Source organism: Acinetobacter lwoffii, from assembly GCF_049367455.1.
Classification (GTDB): domain Bacteria; phylum Pseudomonadota; class Gammaproteobacteria; order Pseudomonadales; family Moraxellaceae; genus Acinetobacter; species Acinetobacter lwoffii_W.
Genome location: NZ_JBMPXW010000001.1, coordinates 1,408,683 through 1,425,461 on the forward strand (window position 1 = coordinate 1,408,683; position 16,779 = coordinate 1,425,461).

20 protein-coding genes are annotated in these 16,779 nt (G+C 45.7%); 16 read left to right on the top strand and 4 right to left on the bottom strand.

Annotated features, from left to right (window positions below; all coding sequences use genetic code 11):
* Positions 1–125: 125 nt before the first annotated feature.
* The gene (gene nadC, locus ACO1B7_RS06730) at positions 126–971 is read left to right on the top strand and encodes a carboxylating nicotinate-nucleotide diphosphorylase (RefSeq protein ID WP_004281240.1); all 846 of its coding nucleotides are present in this window, start codon (positions 126–128) and stop codon (positions 969–971) included.
* Positions 972–1,071: 100 nt separating this feature from the next.
* Here nadC and ACO1B7_RS06735 read toward each other — a convergent pair whose 3' ends face one another.
* Together ACO1B7_RS06735 and rph are read right to left on the bottom strand one after the other, a co-directional pair.
* A complete protein-coding gene (locus ACO1B7_RS06735) occupies positions 1,072–1,269 on the bottom strand; it encodes a hypothetical protein (protein WP_004281239.1) in 198 nt (65 codons plus the stop codon).
* Positions 1,270–1,451: 182 nt separating this feature from the next.
* Positions 1,452–2,168, bottom strand: a complete 717-nt coding sequence (rph, locus tag ACO1B7_RS06740; RefSeq protein ID WP_004281238.1) for a ribonuclease PH — start codon at positions 2,166–2,168, stop codon at positions 1,452–1,454.
* Positions 2,169–2,378: 210 nt separating this feature from the next.
* On the opposite strand from rph, the gene ACO1B7_RS06745 reads away from it, so the two are divergent.
* Positions 2,379–3,080: a TetR family transcriptional regulator gene (locus ACO1B7_RS06745; RefSeq protein ID WP_004281237.1), complete on the top strand. Its 702-nt coding sequence runs from the start codon at positions 2,379–2,381 to the stop codon at positions 3,078–3,080.
* Positions 3,081–3,133: 53 nt separating this feature from the next.
* On the opposite strand, the gene ACO1B7_RS06750 is transcribed toward ACO1B7_RS06745, so the two are convergent.
* Complete coding sequence (locus ACO1B7_RS06750) at positions 3,134–3,748, bottom strand: thiol:disulfide interchange protein DsbA/DsbL (protein WP_004281236.1); 615 nt, start codon at positions 3,746–3,748, stop codon at positions 3,134–3,136.
* Positions 3,749–3,975: 227 nt separating this feature from the next.
* Between ACO1B7_RS06750 and ubiG the strand changes: the two genes are divergently transcribed.
* From ubiG to ACO1B7_RS06820, 14 genes are all read left to right on the top strand, one after another.
* Positions 3,976–4,704, top strand: coding sequence for a bifunctional 2-polyprenyl-6-hydroxyphenol methylase/3-demethylubiquinol 3-O-methyltransferase UbiG (ubiG, locus tag ACO1B7_RS06755; RefSeq protein WP_004281235.1), 729 nt, complete (start codon positions 3,976–3,978; stop codon positions 4,702–4,704).
* The gene (locus ACO1B7_RS06760) at positions 4,701–5,390 is read left to right on the top strand and encodes an HAD family hydrolase (RefSeq protein WP_004281234.1); all 690 of its coding nucleotides are present in this window, start codon (positions 4,701–4,703) and stop codon (positions 5,388–5,390) included. The genes ubiG and ACO1B7_RS06760 overlap by 4 nt, the downstream gene beginning before the upstream one ends.
* Positions 5,391–5,429: 39 nt before the next feature.
* Positions 5,430–6,176 carry a YciK family oxidoreductase gene (locus ACO1B7_RS06765; RefSeq protein WP_004281233.1) on the top strand — a complete coding sequence of 249 codons (747 nt, stop codon included), beginning with the start codon at positions 5,430–5,432 and terminating at the stop codon, positions 6,174–6,176.
* Positions 6,177–6,332: 156 nt separating this feature from the next.
* Positions 6,333–6,752, top strand: a complete 420-nt coding sequence (locus ACO1B7_RS06770; RefSeq protein ID WP_004281232.1) for a hypothetical protein — start codon at positions 6,333–6,335, stop codon at positions 6,750–6,752.
* 184 nt (positions 6,753–6,936) lie between these two features.
* Positions 6,937–7,092, top strand: coding sequence for a hypothetical protein (locus ACO1B7_RS06775; RefSeq protein WP_004281231.1), 156 nt, complete (start codon positions 6,937–6,939; stop codon positions 7,090–7,092).
* 315 nt (positions 7,093–7,407) lie between these two features.
* Positions 7,408–7,794 carry an RcnB family protein gene (locus ACO1B7_RS06780; protein ID WP_313391035.1) on the top strand — a complete coding sequence of 129 codons (387 nt, stop codon included), beginning with the start codon at positions 7,408–7,410 and terminating at the stop codon, positions 7,792–7,794.
* Positions 7,795–8,036: 242 nt separating this feature from the next.
* A complete protein-coding gene (locus ACO1B7_RS06785) occupies positions 8,037–8,423 on the top strand; it encodes an RcnB family protein (RefSeq protein ID WP_005261495.1) in 387 nt (128 codons plus the stop codon).
* Positions 8,424–8,555: 132 nt separating this feature from the next.
* Positions 8,556–9,899, top strand: a complete 1,344-nt coding sequence (gene argA / locus ACO1B7_RS06790; protein WP_004281228.1) for an amino-acid N-acetyltransferase — start codon at positions 8,556–8,558, stop codon at positions 9,897–9,899.
* A gap of 333 nt (positions 9,900–10,232) precedes the next feature.
* Positions 10,233–11,189, top strand: coding sequence for a sulfonate ABC transporter substrate-binding protein (locus ACO1B7_RS06795; RefSeq protein WP_004281227.1), 957 nt, complete (start codon positions 10,233–10,235; stop codon positions 11,187–11,189).
* Between the two features lie 24 nt (positions 11,190–11,213).
* Positions 11,214–12,209: an aliphatic sulfonate ABC transporter substrate-binding protein gene (locus ACO1B7_RS06800; RefSeq protein WP_004281226.1), complete on the top strand. Its 996-nt coding sequence runs from the start codon at positions 11,214–11,216 to the stop codon at positions 12,207–12,209.
* Between the two features lie 36 nt (positions 12,210–12,245).
* Positions 12,246–13,421 (top strand): FMNH2-dependent alkanesulfonate monooxygenase, encoded by a 1,176-nt coding sequence (gene ssuD, locus ACO1B7_RS06805; protein WP_004281225.1) that lies wholly within the window; start codon positions 12,246–12,248, stop codon positions 13,419–13,421.
* Complete coding sequence (gene ssuC / locus ACO1B7_RS06810) at positions 13,421–14,236, top strand: aliphatic sulfonate ABC transporter permease SsuC (RefSeq protein ID WP_004281224.1); 816 nt, start codon at positions 13,421–13,423, stop codon at positions 14,234–14,236. The genes ssuD and ssuC overlap by 1 nt, the downstream gene beginning before the upstream one ends.
* Positions 14,237–14,257: 21 nt before the next feature.
* Positions 14,258–15,064: an ABC transporter ATP-binding protein gene (locus tag ACO1B7_RS06815; RefSeq protein ID WP_195725338.1), complete on the top strand. Its 807-nt coding sequence runs from the start codon at positions 14,258–14,260 to the stop codon at positions 15,062–15,064.
* A gap of 322 nt (positions 15,065–15,386) precedes the next feature.
* Positions 15,387–16,007, top strand: a complete 621-nt coding sequence (locus ACO1B7_RS06820) for a TetR family transcriptional regulator C-terminal domain-containing protein (RefSeq protein ID WP_004281222.1) — start codon at positions 15,387–15,389, stop codon at positions 16,005–16,007.
* Between the two features lie 66 nt (positions 16,008–16,073).
* On the opposite strand, the gene ACO1B7_RS06825 is transcribed toward ACO1B7_RS06820, so the two are convergent.
* A complete protein-coding gene (locus ACO1B7_RS06825; RefSeq protein WP_004281221.1) occupies positions 16,074–16,637 on the bottom strand; it encodes a 5'-methylthioadenosine/S-adenosylhomocysteine nucleosidase family protein in 564 nt (187 codons plus the stop codon).
* Positions 16,638–16,779: the final 142 nt, after the last annotated feature.

Here is a 16,779-nt window from a genome sequence, read left to right on the forward strand (position 1 = left end):
CTAAAACTTTCAAGGAGAAATCTCAATTCATCCCAGCAAACTGGATGAAAAATCGCTCATCTTTTATGTAACGGTGCTAAGATAAGGCGCAATTTTCACGGCTTAAAAAAGATACGGAAATACTCATGCGCATATCTCAAGCTTTGCTAGACCAGTCCATTCAGATCAATATTCAACAAGCACTTTCAGAAGATATCGGTGAAGGCGATATTACCGCCCTGCTGACTCCTGAAGATGAACAGGCCACTGCCACTATCATTAGCCGTGAAGACATGGTTTTGGCCGGCCAGCCTTGGGTAAATGCCTTGATTCAGGCCTATGATCCAAGTATTGAAGTGATCTGGCTGAAAAATGATGGCGATCATGTTCAAGCCAATCAAGCATTTTTAAAACTGGCCGGATCTGCACGTAGCTTACTCACCGTGGAGCGCCCTGCGCTAAACTTTGTCCAGACGCTGTCTGCGGTTGCGACTAAAACCGCCCACTATGTCAAACAGTTGCAAGGTTTAAACACCAAATTATTAGATACTCGTAAAACGCTTCCGGGTCTGCGTATCGCACAAAAATATGCCGTGGCCATTGGCGGTGGCCAGAATCACCGTTTGGGCCTGTTTGATGCCTTCTTGATTAAAGAAAATCATATTATGGCAGCGGGTGGGATTGCGCAGGCGATTGCCAAGGCCCATCAAATTGCACCGGGTAAGCCTGTCGAAGTTGAAGTCGAAACCTGGGATGAGCTGAATCAGGCACTCGAAGCCCATGCTGATATTGTGATGCTGGATAATTTCAGTCAGCAGCAGATGATCGACGCGGTGCAACATGTGGCCGGTCGCTGCAAACTGGAAGCCTCAGGTAATATCACCATTGATAATTTACGTGAAGTCGCGAGTACCGGCGTAGATTATATTTCCATGGGCGTGCTGACCAAAGATCTCAAAGCCATTGATCTGTCGATGCGTTTCAATGCTTAAGTCTAGATGGGATAGATGACCGTAGAGGGTGCGAAGCACCCTTTTTTTATTTTTAGAAATTTTTTTTGCGTATATTTTGCTCAATTTTCTATTTTAGACCTTAATCATCATCGTCATCCCGATTACCTCTGCGATCGCGGTCATCATCGTCACCATCACGGTCGTTATATCTTCCGTTATCCTCATCACGATCCTGATTTAACACTGAACGCTCGTCATCTTCACGATTATTGCCCCAGTCACAGGCAGTTAATCCAAACACGCCCAGCAATGAAATTGCACAAAGCCACTGTTTCATGTCGCATTCCTCATTGTGTTCTCATCTGATCCAATATCGATGCAAAACCGGTTCAGATATAGCCGATTCATGTCGACTTTTTGTCAGGAAGTTTTGTAATGTAGTTTTTGAATACAGGTGCAGAGTGAAATTTCAGGCATAAAAAAACGCATCCGGAGATGCGTTTCTCAGCATGGGATGGATTACCAGCCTAAAGCTTCTTGCTGTTTTTTCACCAGTTCCTGAATGCCTTTCTCGGCCATTTCCAGCATGGCATTCGATTGTGCACGGGTAAATGGCTTATCTTCTGCAGTGCCTTGAATTTCAATAAATTCACCGGCCTGAGTCATCACCACGTTCAAATCGGTTTGACAGTTTGAATCTTCTTCATAGCAAAGATCCAGTAATACTTCATCTTTGAAAATACCCACAGAAACCGCAGCCACCAAACCTTTTAATGGATCATGTTTGATTTTCTTTCTTTCCAGTAAGACGTTCATGGCATCGACCAAAGCCACCGCAGCACCAGTAATCGCTGCAGTACGGGTGCCGCCATCAGCCTGAATTACGTCACAGTCGATAGTAATGGTATTTTCACCCAGCTTTTTCAGATCGACCATTGAGCGCAAGCTACGACCAATCAGACGCTGAATTTCCTGAGTACGGCCACTCTGTTTGCCACGTGCCGCTTCACGGTCACTACGGGTATGAGTTGAACGTGGCAACATGCCATATTCAGCAGTCACCCAGCCTTGGCCCTGACCTTTGAGGAAACGCGGTACAGAACTATCCACACTGGCAGTACAGAGTACTTTGGTATGACCAAATTCAACCAATACAGAGCCTTCCGCATAACGTGTATAGTTACGGGTAATTTTCACTTCACGTAATTGATCTAATGCTCGCTGGTCGATACGCATAATAAGTCCTGTATGGGTTCAAAATAATTGCGGCTCAGTATAGCAGAAGCCTTTGCCAAGATTAGGCAGCCTGGTGATTCATTTACAAAATCAATGCATCAGCTCGCTACGAGATGTCAAAATTCTGCCGATCTGTGGCACTACGATTTGATTTAATTTTTGCTAGACTAAAACTCCCTATGAGGGAAGCCAGTGACAGGAAACCCATTTATGTCCTTACGTGAAGATCGCAAGCAGCAAAGTCATCAGGCACTACTCGATGCGACACTAGCATTCAGCAGTCAGGGCCGCGCTTTCAGCACGATCAGCCTACGTGAAGTCGCGAATGCAGTCGGAGTAGTACCGACGGCGTTCTATCGGCACTTTCAGGATATGAACCAGTTGGGTCTGGAATTGCTGGATCAGGTTGCGATTCATATCAAGGGCGTACTCAATCAGCTGGGGCAGGCTTATCTGTATCAGCCGAATACCCGAACCCACACCGGGCTTGAGCTCTTCTTTCAGGCCGTCGAATATCATCCTGAACCCTGGATTTTTTTTGTGGCAGAACGTTGGGGCGGTTCGGACGTGTTACGTGTCGGCATTGAACGGGAAATTCATTTTCTGGCTGAAGATGTCATGCATGAACTGGCCAAGATGCAATCTACCCGACATATTCAGGCATCACAGGACTTGCAGGCTCTGGCACAGATGCTGATTGAACTGTCCCTGAACTGGGCCATGGGCTGGATTCATCTGCAGCATCAGATTGATCCAGAGCTGCGCCGCGCTCAATCCAATGCCTTTAAAACCCAAAGCGTGCTACAGATGCAGCTCTTGCTACGTGGCATTTTGCACTGGTACCGGCGACCTGCCAAAACAGTTGAAACCGCAAGCCCTGTGCTCAATGAAGCGGTCATTCCCCCTGCCTAAATAAAAAACCTGCATCATGATGCAGGTTTTTTTTACTGATCGTCAGTTCAGACTTATTTGGCTTTACGCTCTTTCTCGATCAGGTAATTCACCACCTGAATGACTTTGGCATCATTACCCTGCACAATATATTTACCATTCACGGTCACTGCCGGAACACCACTTAACTGATACTGAGCAGCCAGATTTTTGGCTTGGGCAATTTTCGAAGTGATCGGGAAAGATTTATAGGTGCTGTTAAATTTTGCTTCAGGAATACCATAGCGAGTATAGAACTTAGCCAGTTGTGCCTGTTCTAAAATTGGACGTTGCTTGTCATGAATATCATGGAATAATTGTAAATGTGCTTTTTGACGCACACCCAATGCTTCAGACACATAATAAGCACGTGCTGCCTGTTCCCAGAGTGGATTCATTGCAGCCGGCGTACGTACAAAACGTACATCTTTTGGTAATTTTTTCAACCAGCCCTGCATATGTGGTTCAAGCGCGAAACAGTGACCACAGCCGTACCAGAAGAATTCACGTACCTCAATTCTGCCCGGTTTTTCGACTTTGACTGGTTTTGCAACCACCTGATAGTCCTGACCTGCCACAAAATTGGCCATAGCATTGCCTGAAAAGGCCAAAACAGATGCGGCAACAGCGCCTAAAAGGAATTTTTTCATTCGGATTATCGTCCTCTAAATCATTATGCTTAGTTTATGTGTTCACTATAAATCAATTATGCCGGTTTCGTTTTCATTCTGTGAACTTTTTTGCTGCTTTTATCGCTTTTTCTGCCAGAATCGCTACACTAAACCATCGGACTGATTTTCAAGGTTTTAAATCAGTTTCTCTGGCCATTCGGCACATACATATTTTTAGCTAATCACGACTGATTGAGGTGACACCGATGTCGCAATTGAATGTTGATCCACAAGAAATTGCCAAGTTTGAAGCATTTGCAGCTATATGGTGGGATCAGCATTCCGAGTTCCGCCCCTTGCACATGATTAATCCACTGCGTTTAAACTGGATTGATGAACATGCCGGAGGCTTAAGCGGCAAAAAAGTGTTGGATGTCGGCTGTGGCGGTGGCATTCTGGCCGAAAGCATGGCGCGACGTGGTGCCAATGTGCTCGGAATTGATATGGGCGCAGCCCCTTTAAATGTGGCACGCATCCATGCTGAACAGGAAGGCGTAAGCAATATTGAATATCGTCAGGTGCCGGTCGAGCAACTGGCAGAGGAACAGGCTGGCCAATATGACATCGTGACCTGCATGGAAATGCTAGAGCATGTGCCAGATCCGGCATCGATTATTCAGGCCTGTCACAAGCTGGTCAAGCCAGGTGGTCATGTATTCTTCTCGACCATTAACCGTAATCCAAAGTCCTATTTATTTGCGATTATCGGGGCAGAATATGTCTTGCGCATGCTGGCCAAAGGCACCCATGATTACAGCAAATTTATCAAGCCGTCTGAACTGGCACATGATATTCGTAACGCTGGTTTAAAGCTCAAAGACATGACCGGTCTGCACTATAATCCGCTGACCAAGCGTTATTGGCTGGCACCGAATGTTGATGTGAACTACATGGTTTATACCGTGAAAGATAGCGCAGCAGAGACCACAGCATGAAAGCCGTTTTATTTGACCTAGATGGAACCCTGATTGATACCGCTGCCGATTTTATCCGAATTATCCAGCAGATGTGCCGTGAAGAAGGCCGCCCACTGGTTGCACCCGAGCTGATTCGTACCCAGGTCTCCGAAGGCGCTCGCGCTATGGTGAAACTGGTTTATCCGGAACTGCAACTGGAAGATCCGGTCTTTCTGCAACACCGTCAGCGCTTTCTGGACATGTACGGCGCAGATATTGCGGTCGATACCGATCTGTTTGATGGCATGTATCCATTACTTGAACAGCTAGAGGAAAATGACATTCCTTGGGGGATTGTGACCAATAAACCGCGCTGGCTCAGCGAGGCTTTACTGCAAGCGCTGAACCTGAGTGAACGCTGCGCAGTGCTGGTATGTCCGGAAGATGTCACTCGGACCAAACCCGATCCTGAACCGATGTATCTGGCAGCCAAGCAACTGAATCTTGCCGCGGAAGACTGTATCTATGTCGGAGATCATCCCCGAGATATTGATGCCGGCCGTCATGCCCAGATGCTGACCATTCTGGCTGCTTATGGTTATTTGCCGTTGCAATACAAAGACGATTTAAACGCCTGGCAGGCCGACCATATCGTGCATACTGTGACAGAATTACATCAATTGATTCAGACACTAGTACTGAAGCAGCATACTGCGGTATCTTGAACGCTTAACACTAAATAATAAGAAGTGAGGAGGTAGATAATGAAATATTCAGCATATCAACCTCGCCCCAATCTGCTCAAGGATCGTATCATCCTAATCACAGGTGCGGGCGATGGCATTGGACGTGCAGCAGCAATCAGTTATGCCTTGCATGGCGCAACTGTGGTACTGCATGGGCGTACCTTAAACAAACTCGAAGTCATTTATGATGAAATTGAAAGTTTGGGTGCGCCGCAACCTGCCATCTTGCCGCTACAACTATCGAGTGCGTCAGAACGTGATTATGAGCTTTTGCTCGATACGCTAGACCGTCAGTTTGGTCGTCTGGACGGCATTCTGCACAATGCCGGCATTTTAGGCGAACGGGTTCCCTTGGCGGATTATCCGGTCAATGTCTGGGATGATGTGATGGCGGTCAATCTGCGTGCACCCTTTGTCATGACCCAAGCGCTGTTACCGTTATTATCCAAATCCGAACATGCTTCTGTGGTTTTTGCCAGCTCAGGTGTAGGCCGCGAAGCCCGCGAACGCTGGGGTGCGTATTCGGTTTCTAAAATTGCTATTGAAGCGGTAAGCCAGTTATTTGCCAAAGAGCAGGTACATCCGAATATCCGTTATAACTGCATCAATCCCGGGGCAACGCGGACTGCCATGCGCGCCAAGGCCTATCCGAATGAAGATCCGAAAACCCTGCCTACCCCCGATTCAATCATGCCGGCTTATCTATATTTGATGGGTAATGACAGCCTGCATATGAATGGCCAGAGTATTGATGCACAGGATTAAATTATTCTGTCTGTCATTCAGGGAGCAATCGCTCCCTTTTTATTTCATTTTTAGTCATATTCAGCGCATAAATCTTAAGTAAGTTCACCCCGCTCGCATTGAGTTTCATTAAAATAACAGCATACTAAGCCCCACTATATTTCACTCGAGTGCATCATGACTGAATTAAACAATATTACGGTGACCCATTTAGACGATGGCATGGTGTCGCTGCTGATTGATCAACAGCCTATTTCAGAGAAATACGGCACCAAGTTTGAAGCCAGTATCGTGGATGACATCAAAGCACTCGAAAATGCTCAGAAACTCAAATTGTTCGAGCAATTTGTATTTTCACATCAGGATCTGAATTTTGAACATGCCTATTATTATGTGACTGGCATTGAAAAATTAGACGACAGTTATCGTCTGGCCAAGCATTTTGTTTATCGCATTAAAATTGAAGGTCAGCCAGAAATCGAACATGTCATCAGCAATCAGGGCAAAGCCATGACGGCCGAGGATGTACGTGCCTTTATTCAGGCGCATGTGCAGAAATCACTCAACGATTATACTGACCTGAACTACGCTTATTAAAAGTCGGGTCATTGAATAATCTTGGGCACTTTTCGATAAAGTGCCCTTTTTTTCTTAAAATCCTGCAAAAAATAACAATAAATCGGATTTACATATTAAATATATAAAATTATACGGTTTTCCAAATTAAACTGATTGGACTATGCTTTCTTGAATCATAGATAGATCAAATCAAGAGCGCAGCATGGCTGACCAAAAACGTAAAATTGAAACAATTCACCGGATTGAACAGTTGCAGTTATCTGAAGCATTGATTGTGGCACTCGATGACGCCCTACAAGCTGAATCCGTGGCTGACGCGATTCAGTCCTTACAAGGTTTGGCAGAGCAATGGAATTAATCTCAAACTAAACCGGCAAAATTCTTTGTCGTTTCATTAAATCATGAACTTTTTTCTCGCTGACTCAATGCTGTTTTTTTGAGCTAAATCATCGATTTTCGCTTGCATGTTGGCCCTTGCTTTGATGAGATAAGGACATGGCTCGGTAGGCTACTTTATAGAAGTGATGCCGTCGCATATAGTCATGTAAAAACATGACATCATCATAATATCTCTGCATTTGTTATAAAAATTGTGCCTGTTCTTCACAGTTTCTCTGCAATTTTTCCGTACATTAGGTGCTGTAGAAGATGAACAATTTAATGAGGGTTCAACATGAAAAAGGTTTTGGTGGCACTGGCAATTTCTTGCAGTACATTCATGCTGAGCAATGTCGTCATCGCTGCCCCTCATTTCAATGATGAATCCCGTATGGATTCACGTCATGGTCATGACAAGAAGAAAGCCCGTGAGTTCCGAGAGGAAGATCAGCAGGATATCCGCCGTATGCGTGAAGAACGCGGGGTGAAACGCCTGCAACAGTTACGCTGGCAGCCGGGTTATGTGATGCCGCAGCATTATCGTGGCAATGGCTATAAAGTTGAATATAAAGACCATCGCCTGCCTCGACCTGACCGCAAGCAGCAATGGTACAAAGTCAATAATGACTATATTCTGGTGGATTCTGAAAACAACAGCATTATCCGGATTGTGGGTGACTAGTTCATAAGTGCATTCAAATTTAATCTTCTTTAAGGCCCAACGATGTTTGGGCTTTTTTATTTCACTGGCTGAAAATTTTTAACCCAAAATCTCGCGGCTTTTCCAGTTTTCAAACTGCGTGATTCATCTACTAAATTTCTTCATGAATTTAACAATTTAACTAAATAGCCCTCACGCTTTCTATGTACTTGTTCGCTAATTTAGTGTCATCGAAATTAGATATACATCTTAAGGTGAGAGCCATGAAAAAAGTCTTAACTACAATCGCGTTATCTCTAAGTGCTTTGTTAGCTACTTCTGCAATGGCAGCACCACAGCATGACTCGCGTTATGACCATAATCCGCATAAACCGGCGCCACACTGGAATGCCAAAGACAGCAAGAAATGGAATGACGACCGTCGCTGGAATGATGACCGCCGTCATAACAACCGTATGGTCAATCCAAGCCGTGACTGGCGCGTAGGACAAACTTTACCTCGCCAATATGACAACAACCGTTTTGAAGTAAGTGATCGCGAAGCACGCCGTTTGCCAAATACCGGTCGTTTCCAGCAATGGTACAAGGTCAACAATGACTACGTTCTGGTCAATGAGCGTACCAACAAAATTGTACGAATCATCAACTAAGCTTTCTCCATTACTGCTCGTCTTGCAGACACCTGAAGTCCCCTTCAGGTGTTTTTTTATATCTGCACTTCCACTTGCATTTTTTTTCATTAGAATCAAAGCTGGATCTTCAATCATTGAAATGGGCACAGCATGACTTCAGCAGAAACGTCACAAAGCACAACTTTGCAATATGTGCACTGGTTTCGCCATTCTGCGCCTTATATCAATGCGCACCGCAACAAAACCTTTGTAATCATGTTTGATGGCGAAGCCGTCTTAAATGATAACTTTCAGCATATTATTCACGATATTGCCTTATTACATTCTTTGGGCATTCGGCTGATTCTGGTACATGGTGCACGTCCACAAATTAACCAGAATCTGGCTCAAAGCCAGATTACGACGCCTTTTTACCAGCAGCGTCGGGTGACTACGCGTGAATCTTTAAGCTGTGTGATGAATGCCGTTGGCTCAATCCGCCTACAAATTGAAGCACTGCTGTCTATGGGACTGGCCAACTCGCCGATGTATGGCGCCCGGATTGATACCGTTTCAGGGAATTTTGTCACCGCCAAGCCATATGGCATTCGTGATGGTATTGATTTTCAGCTGACCGGTGAAGTGCGCGCAGTTGATACCGATGCGATTCAGCGCCATCTGGACAGTCATAATATTGTGATGCTTGGCCCGACCGGTTATTCCACCACAGGAGAAGTCTTTAATCTGCTGGCTGAAGAAGTGGCTACCAAAACGGCGATTCGCCTTAAGGCAGATAAACTGATTTTTCTCGGTAAGCAGCATGGTCTGATGGACAGTAACGGCCAACTCAAACGCGAAGTGACACCGCAACAACTGGATGATTTTATTCCGGTCGAACAAGATGCGCTTGAAAGAGGACTACAATTGAAAGCCGCACAGGAAGCCTCAATGAACGGCGTACATCGGGTGCATCTGATTTCTTATGCCTATGATGGTGCCCTGCTGGAAGAGCTGTTCACCCGGGATGGTTCCGGAACTCTGGTCACCGACGCGCATTATGAAGAAGTGCGGATGGCCGATATTCAGGATGTTGGCGGCCTGATCGGTTTGCTGCGTCCATTGGAAGAAGAAGGCATTCTGGTCTATCGTTCGCGTGAACGTCTGGAAAATGAAATCAACCAGTTTGCCGTAATCGAACGGGACGGCATGATTCTGGCCTGTGCCGCCCTTTATCCGATTCCGACTACGGGTGATGAATTGCGTTCTGCAGAAATTGCCTGTGTTGCGGTACATCCAAGTTATCGCAAGTCTAATCGGGGCAGCCAGATCCTGCATTATCTTGAAGAAAAAGCCAAAAGCATGCAGATTCAGCAGCTGTTTATTCTAACCACCCGCACCGCGCACTGGTTTCTGGAACAGGGCTTTGAACCGGCTTCGGTCGATGATCTGCCGGATGCCCGTCAGGCTTTTTATAATTATCAACGTAATTCAATTGTTTGCAAAAAGTCACTTTAAAGTGGCTTTTACTTTCAGTGCTTTAGCTTAATTTTAGATAAAGATATCTGGCAATCTCGATTTAAATTTTAAAATTCTATTACTCGTTTTTAGCTAAACATATCAACAGATTAGATTTAAAAAAATAACTATAAATTTCATAAGTTTGATTAATTTAAATATTAAATCTTCATTTTTATATAAATCACTTTTCTGCATAAGTTTTGCGCTTTTTTATTTATCTTTTTTCTTCATTAGAAATTCCTGAATAGTTATTTTTTTAGAAAAACAAAAACGATTAGCGTGTGTCTAAGTTTTCATTCACTAGCTTTTCACTTTCGGGAGTTTTGATTCATGCGCCAATCTCATGTTCAGTTTTTAACAAAGACTGCGGTACTCGGTACCGCGATGGCGGGTGTCATGATGCTTTCAGGCTGCTCGAAAAAAGAAGAGACCATTACCCTGAATATCGGTTTCCAAAAATACGGCATATTACCTATTTTAAAAGAGCGCGGCACGCTGGAAACCAGCTTAAAACAGCAAGGGGTCAATGTGAAATGGGTAGAATTTCCTGCCGGCCCACAACTGCTTGAGGGCCTGAATGTTGGCAGCGTCTCTTTTGGTGAAGCCGGTGAAGCACCGCCAATTTTTGCCCAGGCGGCCAACTCAAATCTGGTCTATGTGGCCAATCAGCCGCAAGCACCTAAGGCCGAAGCCTTGATTGTACCGAAAGATTCACCAATCCAGTCTATTCAGGATCTGAAAGGCAAACGGGTAGCCCTGAACAAAGGTTCAAATGTGCATTACCTGCTGTTAAAAGTTCTGGAAGCCAACAAGCTGACACTCGGTGATATTGAAGTGATTTATCTACCACCTTCCGATGCACGTGCTGCATTTGAACGTGGTGCAGTTGATGCCTGGGTCATCTGGGATCCGTTCTTTGCAGCTGCTGAACATCAGATTGGTGCGCGTGTCATTGCCAGCGGTGAAAATGTGGTGAGCAACCACCAATTCTATCTGGCAGATCGCAAGTTCGCAGAAAGCCATCCTCAGGTGGTACAGGCGGTGGTCAACGAACTAAACCTGACCACGGACTGGGTCGCAAAAAATCAGGACGCTGCCGCTCAGCTCCTGCAAAAACCGACAGGTCTAGCCGTCGATGTCTTAAAAACCTCTATTTCACGCATGGGCTTCGGTGTTAAACCCCTCACGACTGACGTGATTCAAAAACAGCAACAGGTCGCCGATGCGTTTTATGCGCAGCAGCTGATTCCACAAAAGCTGAATATTGATGCAGCAATTATTAAATAACAGCAGAATAATTTGAGAATAAAGATGAGTCATTTAAAAACAGTTTCTTATATCAGTTTAGCGTTATTGAGCTTTAGTCTGACTGGCTGCCAGAAACAGGAACCACAGCAAACGGCTGCCGCAGAAACCACGTCAGCGCAACAAGTTAAAACCATTGCGATTGGCTTTCAGAAATCAGCCTTAAATCTGCTGGTGGCACGTGATGAAAAGCTGTTAGAACAACAATTTCCCAATGCCAAAATTGAATGGAAAGAGTTTCCGGCAGGCCCACAAATGCTGGAAGCCTTAGCAGTCGGTGCAGTGGATTATGGCTATGTGGGAAATACTCCGCCTATTTTTGCACAGGCGGCAGACAAAGCCCTGAGCTACGTGGCCTTTGAAAAAGTGGCGGGAAATTCTTTGGCCGTGGTCGTGCCGAAAGACAGTGCCATTCAAAATATTCAACAATTGAAAGGAAAACGGATCGCGGTGCAGAAAGGTTCAAGTGCCCATGAACTTCTGGCCAAAACCCTGGAAAAAGCCGGATTAAGCTGGTCAGAGATTCAAGCCGTCTGGCTTCCCCCTGCGGATGCACGTGCTGCTTTTGACAAAAAAGCCATTGATGCCTGGGCAATCTGGGATCCCTTCCTGGGTGCAGCCGAGTTCGACAGCAAGGTTAAGGTGCTGATTGAATCTAGTGACTTTCCACAAACCTACTCCTTTTATATTGGCAATCCCGAATTTATTCAGAAGCATCCGGATAGCCCCGGGAAGTTTATCCAGGCTTTAAATGCATCTGACCAGTGGATTCTTAAAAACCAGGCTGTAGCTCTAGATATTTATCAGAAAAGTACCGGTCTGAAACCGGATGTAGCGAAGATTGCATTTGAGCGTCGTCTTAAACCTTCGCCGGTACAACCATTAACGACGGAAGTGATCAAAGCTCAACAGAATATTGCCGATCTCTTCCAGCAGGTTCAACTGATTCCCAAAACCATCAGCGTCCAGCAACAGATCTGGTCGCCAGCAGCCACACATTGATGAACAAACAAGATGATTTAATTTAAGGAATATCACATGAAAATTTTCTGGTTTATCCCCACTCATGGCGACAGCCGTTACTTAGGCACCAGCAAGGGCGCACGTGTTGTAGATCATGCCTACATGAAGCAGATTGCCGTTGCGGTAGATAACTTAGGTTATGAAGGGGTGCTGATTCCAACTGGCCGTTCTTGTGAAGATCCATGGTTAACCGCAGCCAGCCTGATTGATGCGACCAAAAAATTAAAATTCCTGGTGGCGTTGCGTCCAGGCGTGACCACGCCGGCACTGGCTGCACGTATGGCCGCGACCTTTGACCGCTTGTCTAATGGCCGGGTGCTGCTTAATCTGGTGACTGGCGGTGACGAGCAGGAACTAAAAGGTGACGGCGTCTATGAAGATCACAAAACCCGCTATAAAACAGCAACTGAATACACCACCATCTGGCGTGAAATTTTAAAATGCTCGCATACTGGTGAAAGCTTCACATTCCATGGTGAACGCTTAAGTGTCGATGATGCAAAATTGCTGTATCCACCCATTCAGCAGCCGCATCCGCCTTTATGGTTTGGTGGCTCATCGGATGATGCCATTGAGCTGGCCACGGATCAGGTCGATACTTACTTGACCTGGGGCGAGCCACCGGCAGCAGTCAAAGAAAAAATTGCAGTGGTAAAAGCCAAGGCTGCAGCTAAAGGTCGTGAACTGAATTACGGGATCCGTTTACACGTGATCGTACGCGAAACCAATGAGCAGGCCTGGGCGGCGGCTGAAGAACTGATTCAATATGTGGATGATGCCACTATCGCTGCAGCCCAAGCCAAGTTCAAATCCATGGACTCGGTCGGTCAGCGCCGTATGGCAGAACTGCACAATGGCGATCGCAGCAAACTCGAAGTTTCTCCAAACCTCTGGGCAGGTGTGGGTCTGGTTCGTGGTGGTGCAGGTACGGCACTGGTCGGCGATCCGGAAACTGTCGCTACACGTATCCAGGAATATGCCGATCTGGGGATCAGCACCTTTATTTTCTCAGGCTATCCACATCTGGAAGAATCCATCCGTTTTGCAGAACTGGTATTCCCTTTACTTCCACTGGAAACCCAGCAAAAACTCACTCAACCAAACTTGACCGGTCCATTTGGTGAAATCGTGGCGAACAACTACACACCGGACGAGAACAAGCAGGCTGAGAAAATTAAGGAGTCTGCTTAATGTCAAAAGTCGGTTCCGTTGAAACCCTGACCCCAAAGCAGGTTTCACGTGGAACAATTCTGGAGCAGCATCTGCTGCCCTGGCTGGTTCCAATTTTCTTGATTGCAGTTTGGCAAATTGCCTCTAGCACAGGCCTGCTGGAAAGCCGGATTCTGCCTGCACCGAGTGCCGTGGTTTTAGCCTTCTGGAATTTATTGCTCAGCGGTGAACTGTGGACGCATGTGCAAGTCAGTGCAGGACGTGCCATCAGCGGATTATTGGTAGGTGGTGGTTTGGGCCTATTGCTGGGTCTGTTAAATGGTTCATCCAAAACTGCCTCTACCCTGCTCGACACCACCTTGCAGATGATCCGCAATATTCCTGCACTGGCACTCATTCCCCTAGTCATCTTATGGTTCGGGATTGATGAATCTGCCAAATTGTTTCTGGTGGCGATTGGGGTATTTTTCCCGATTTATATCAATACCTATCATGGGATTCGTTCCGTCGATCCGCAATTGATCGAGATGGGCAAAAGCTATGGCTTAACTCGCTGGCAACTGTATAAAGAAATTATTCTGCCGGGTGCGATGCCGTCAATTCTGGTCGGACTGCGTTTTTCTCTAGGTCTGGTCTGGGTATTGTTAATCGTGGCCGAAACCATTTCCGCCCAGTCTGGTATTGGTTATATGACCATGAATGCACGTGAATTTTTGCAAACTGACGTGGTTCTGGTAGGTATTTTATTGTATGCCCTGCTCGGCAAACTGGCCGATGTTCTGGCCGTGGCCTTAGAGCGATTCCTGCTGCGCTGGCATGCCGGCTATCAAAAATAAAGAATAAATGAGGAGCATGTGATGACTGATCTCAGTTTAGGGCGTCATGCCAATGACCCGATTGTGCCACTGGACCAACCTGCGGCAGAGATCAATCCTGCTGCAGTGATCGGTGCCGAAATTATCATTGAACAGCTGCACAAGTTTTACGGTTCGGTCAAGGTTCTGGAAGATCTGGACCTGCATATCCAGCCGGGTGAATTTCTGGCAATTGTTGGTCGCAGCGGTTGTGGTAAAAGTACCTTATTGCGCCTGATTGCCGATCTGGAACAGCAAAGCTACGGCGAAATCAAGTTTAAGTCAGCCCGGCATATTCGCGAAGGCATTACTACCGATGATATCCGGGTGATGTTTCAGGACCCTCGCCTGCTGCCCTGGCGCAGCATCGAACAGAATGTTCAACTCGGTTTACCGAAGGAGCAGCATGCCAAAGCTTCGCAAATGCTGGAAAAGGTCGGACTCAAAGAAAAAACTGGACTGTGGCCTTCACAGCTTTCTGGAGGACAACGGCAACGTACCGCCTTGGCGCGGGCATTATCGCATCAGCCGCGTATTCTACTGCTGGATGAACCGCTCGGCGCCTTGGATGCCCTGACACGTCTGGAAATGCAGAACCTGATTGAACGTCTCTGGACCGAGCAAGGCTTTACCACCATTCTGGTCACGCACGATGTCAGTGAAGCAGTGCAATTGGCAGACCGGATTATCTTGCTGGACAAAGGCCATATTGCCAAAGAATTTAAGGTCAATTTGCCACGTCCCCGGCAAAAAAGTGTGACATTTGCAGAACTAGAACAGGAGGTCTTGCAGGCAGTTTTAGCGACCTGAATACCCAATCCAACCCAAAATCGCGCATGGTTTTGGGTCTTATTCTTATAAAAATACATTTATCTCCATAAGAATACATTTTCATCAGATTCATTTCAGTATTATTCTTCTCTTCAATTGATGAAGAAAAAAGATGAATAAATGAAGTATTTTCAGAAACTTGAATTTTTCTCCTGGTATAGATGCATTTAGCCTGTTTAAAATATTGATCTAGAGAATAAATCATCATTATTCAAAAAATTAGCCTGTGACTGTGTGCACAAATCTGATGATTTGCCGTACAATTGAGGATTCCCTTTTTCATTGTTTTTTATATTTGCTAATGGAACAAAAAAAGAGTACTCAAAAACGCAATCAGCTGCTAAATGCTGCACTAGACGTATTTTCCCTATATGGTTTTAATGGGGCAAGCCTGGATGAAATCGCACAAATTGCAGAAATGCATAAGTCGAATATTTTCTATTATTATGAAAATAAAGAAGCCCTGTATGTCGAGGTATTAACCACCGTTTTACAAAAATGGCTGGCGCCTTTACAAACCCTGGAAGCTGAACTTGAACCTGAAGAAGCGATCACCAATTATTTGATGCAAAAAATTGAAGTGTCGCGTACCCAGCCTAAAGCATCCCGTTTATTTGCTTTGGAGGTGATTCAAGGTGCACCGCATATTCTGGAAATTTTAAAAGGTCCGCTGAAAAAACTGGTCAAGCGTAAAGCCAAAGTAATTTCCAACTGGCAGGAGCAAGGCAAGATTTCTGCAGATATTGATCCTGAGTTACTGATTCTGAATATTTGGGCGATTACCCAGAACTATGCAGACTTTGCGACGCAAATGGAAATGGTCACGGGTAAAACTTTGCGTAACCGCAGCATGCAGCAACGCATTATCCAGCATACGGTACACATGATGTTATACGGCGTGATTCCACGCACGGATAAATAAGCAAGCGCTTCTGATTGGCACACGACCATAGCTGCTATGGTCGCCGAGCAAACTTGACCTTCCTATTTATTTTACCATTTGATATAAATCTAATAATTTTTTCGCACCCAATAACAGATTTTCTTCCCAATCCAGATGCGCAGTCTCATTGGCTCCATCACTAATGTATTTCACTGAAATCAGCCGAACGCCCAGCTTTTTACAGACTTTGGCCAAGGCATAGCCTTCCATATCGACCAAATTACACGCCACTTTTGAAATACCGGTTTCAAAGCTGTCGCCTGTCCCACAAACCCCTTTCGGCAAATGGTCAAAGAAAGAATCCAGCTCAATCGCACCCGGGAAATGCTGATCCATCGGGGTCATGCCGACCTCAAAGCCGAGGGGTGAAACATCCATATCACGCTGTACAAATTGCGTGACTTCGACCAGTTCATGCGCATTGAAATGCGAACTCCCCGCGCTTCCCAAATTTAGCAAGGTACTGCAACCGGTGTTCTGAATCACCTCAAAGGCTTTAAAGGCTGCGTTGACTTTACCAATCCCGCTGTAATGCACCCGAATGCCTTCTGCTTCAAACAAGCCTTTGGATTCATTGGGTAGAGCCATGATGAGCGCCAGATCGGACATTCGAAACACCTGATATCAAGAAAAACCCTGACATTAGAAAACAAAACCGGCTGAATGAAAAGCACCAGTGCTCTGATCAAATATACTTAGTGCGTAGAAAAACCAGCCGACTCAATTCCAAGGAAGATGAATTTTCAAGAAA

Coding starts and splice junctions, on each gene's coding strand:
- rph (WP_004281238.1), bottom strand. CDS start 2,168: ATGCGTATCGACCAGCGAGCATTAGATCAATTACGTGAAGTGAAAATT.
- ubiG (WP_004281235.1), top strand. CDS start 3,976: ATGTCGCAATTGAATGTTGATCCACAAGAAATTGCCAAGTTTGAAGCA.
- ACO1B7_RS06745 (WP_004281237.1), top strand. CDS start 2,379: ATGTCCTTACGTGAAGATCGCAAGCAGCAAAGTCATCAGGCACTACTC.
- ACO1B7_RS06820 (WP_004281222.1), top strand. CDS start 15,387: ATGGAACAAAAAAAGAGTACTCAAAAACGCAATCAGCTGCTAAATGCT.
- ACO1B7_RS06785 (WP_005261495.1), top strand. CDS start 8,037: ATGAAAAAAGTCTTAACTACAATCGCGTTATCTCTAAGTGCTTTGTTA.
- ACO1B7_RS06770 (WP_004281232.1), top strand. CDS start 6,333: ATGACTGAATTAAACAATATTACGGTGACCCATTTAGACGATGGCATG.
- ACO1B7_RS06735 (WP_004281239.1), bottom strand. CDS start 1,269: ATGAAACAGTGGCTTTGTGCAATTTCATTGCTGGGCGTGTTTGGATTA.
- ACO1B7_RS06800 (WP_004281226.1), top strand. CDS start 11,214: ATGAGTCATTTAAAAACAGTTTCTTATATCAGTTTAGCGTTATTGAGC.
- ACO1B7_RS06780 (WP_313391035.1), top strand. CDS start 7,408: ATGAAAAAGGTTTTGGTGGCACTGGCAATTTCTTGCAGTACATTCATG.
- ACO1B7_RS06825 (WP_004281221.1), bottom strand. CDS start 16,637: ATGTCCGATCTGGCGCTCATCATGGCTCTACCCAATGAATCCAAAGGC.
- ACO1B7_RS06795 (WP_004281227.1), top strand. CDS start 10,233: ATGCGCCAATCTCATGTTCAGTTTTTAACAAAGACTGCGGTACTCGGT.
- ACO1B7_RS06815 (WP_195725338.1), top strand. CDS start 14,258: ATGACTGATCTCAGTTTAGGGCGTCATGCCAATGACCCGATTGTGCCA.
- ssuD (WP_004281225.1), top strand. CDS start 12,246: ATGAAAATTTTCTGGTTTATCCCCACTCATGGCGACAGCCGTTACTTA.
- nadC (WP_004281240.1), top strand. CDS start 126: ATGCGCATATCTCAAGCTTTGCTAGACCAGTCCATTCAGATCAATATT.
- ACO1B7_RS06775 (WP_004281231.1), top strand. CDS start 6,937: ATGGCTGACCAAAAACGTAAAATTGAAACAATTCACCGGATTGAACAG.
- argA (WP_004281228.1), top strand. CDS start 8,556: ATGACTTCAGCAGAAACGTCACAAAGCACAACTTTGCAATATGTGCAC.
- ssuC (WP_004281224.1), top strand. CDS start 13,421: ATGTCAAAAGTCGGTTCCGTTGAAACCCTGACCCCAAAGCAGGTTTCA.
- ACO1B7_RS06760 (WP_004281234.1), top strand. CDS start 4,701: ATGAAAGCCGTTTTATTTGACCTAGATGGAACCCTGATTGATACCGCT.
- ACO1B7_RS06765 (WP_004281233.1), top strand. CDS start 5,430: ATGAAATATTCAGCATATCAACCTCGCCCCAATCTGCTCAAGGATCGT.
- ACO1B7_RS06750 (WP_004281236.1), bottom strand. CDS start 3,748: ATGAAAAAATTCCTTTTAGGCGCTGTTGCCGCATCTGTTTTGGCCTTT.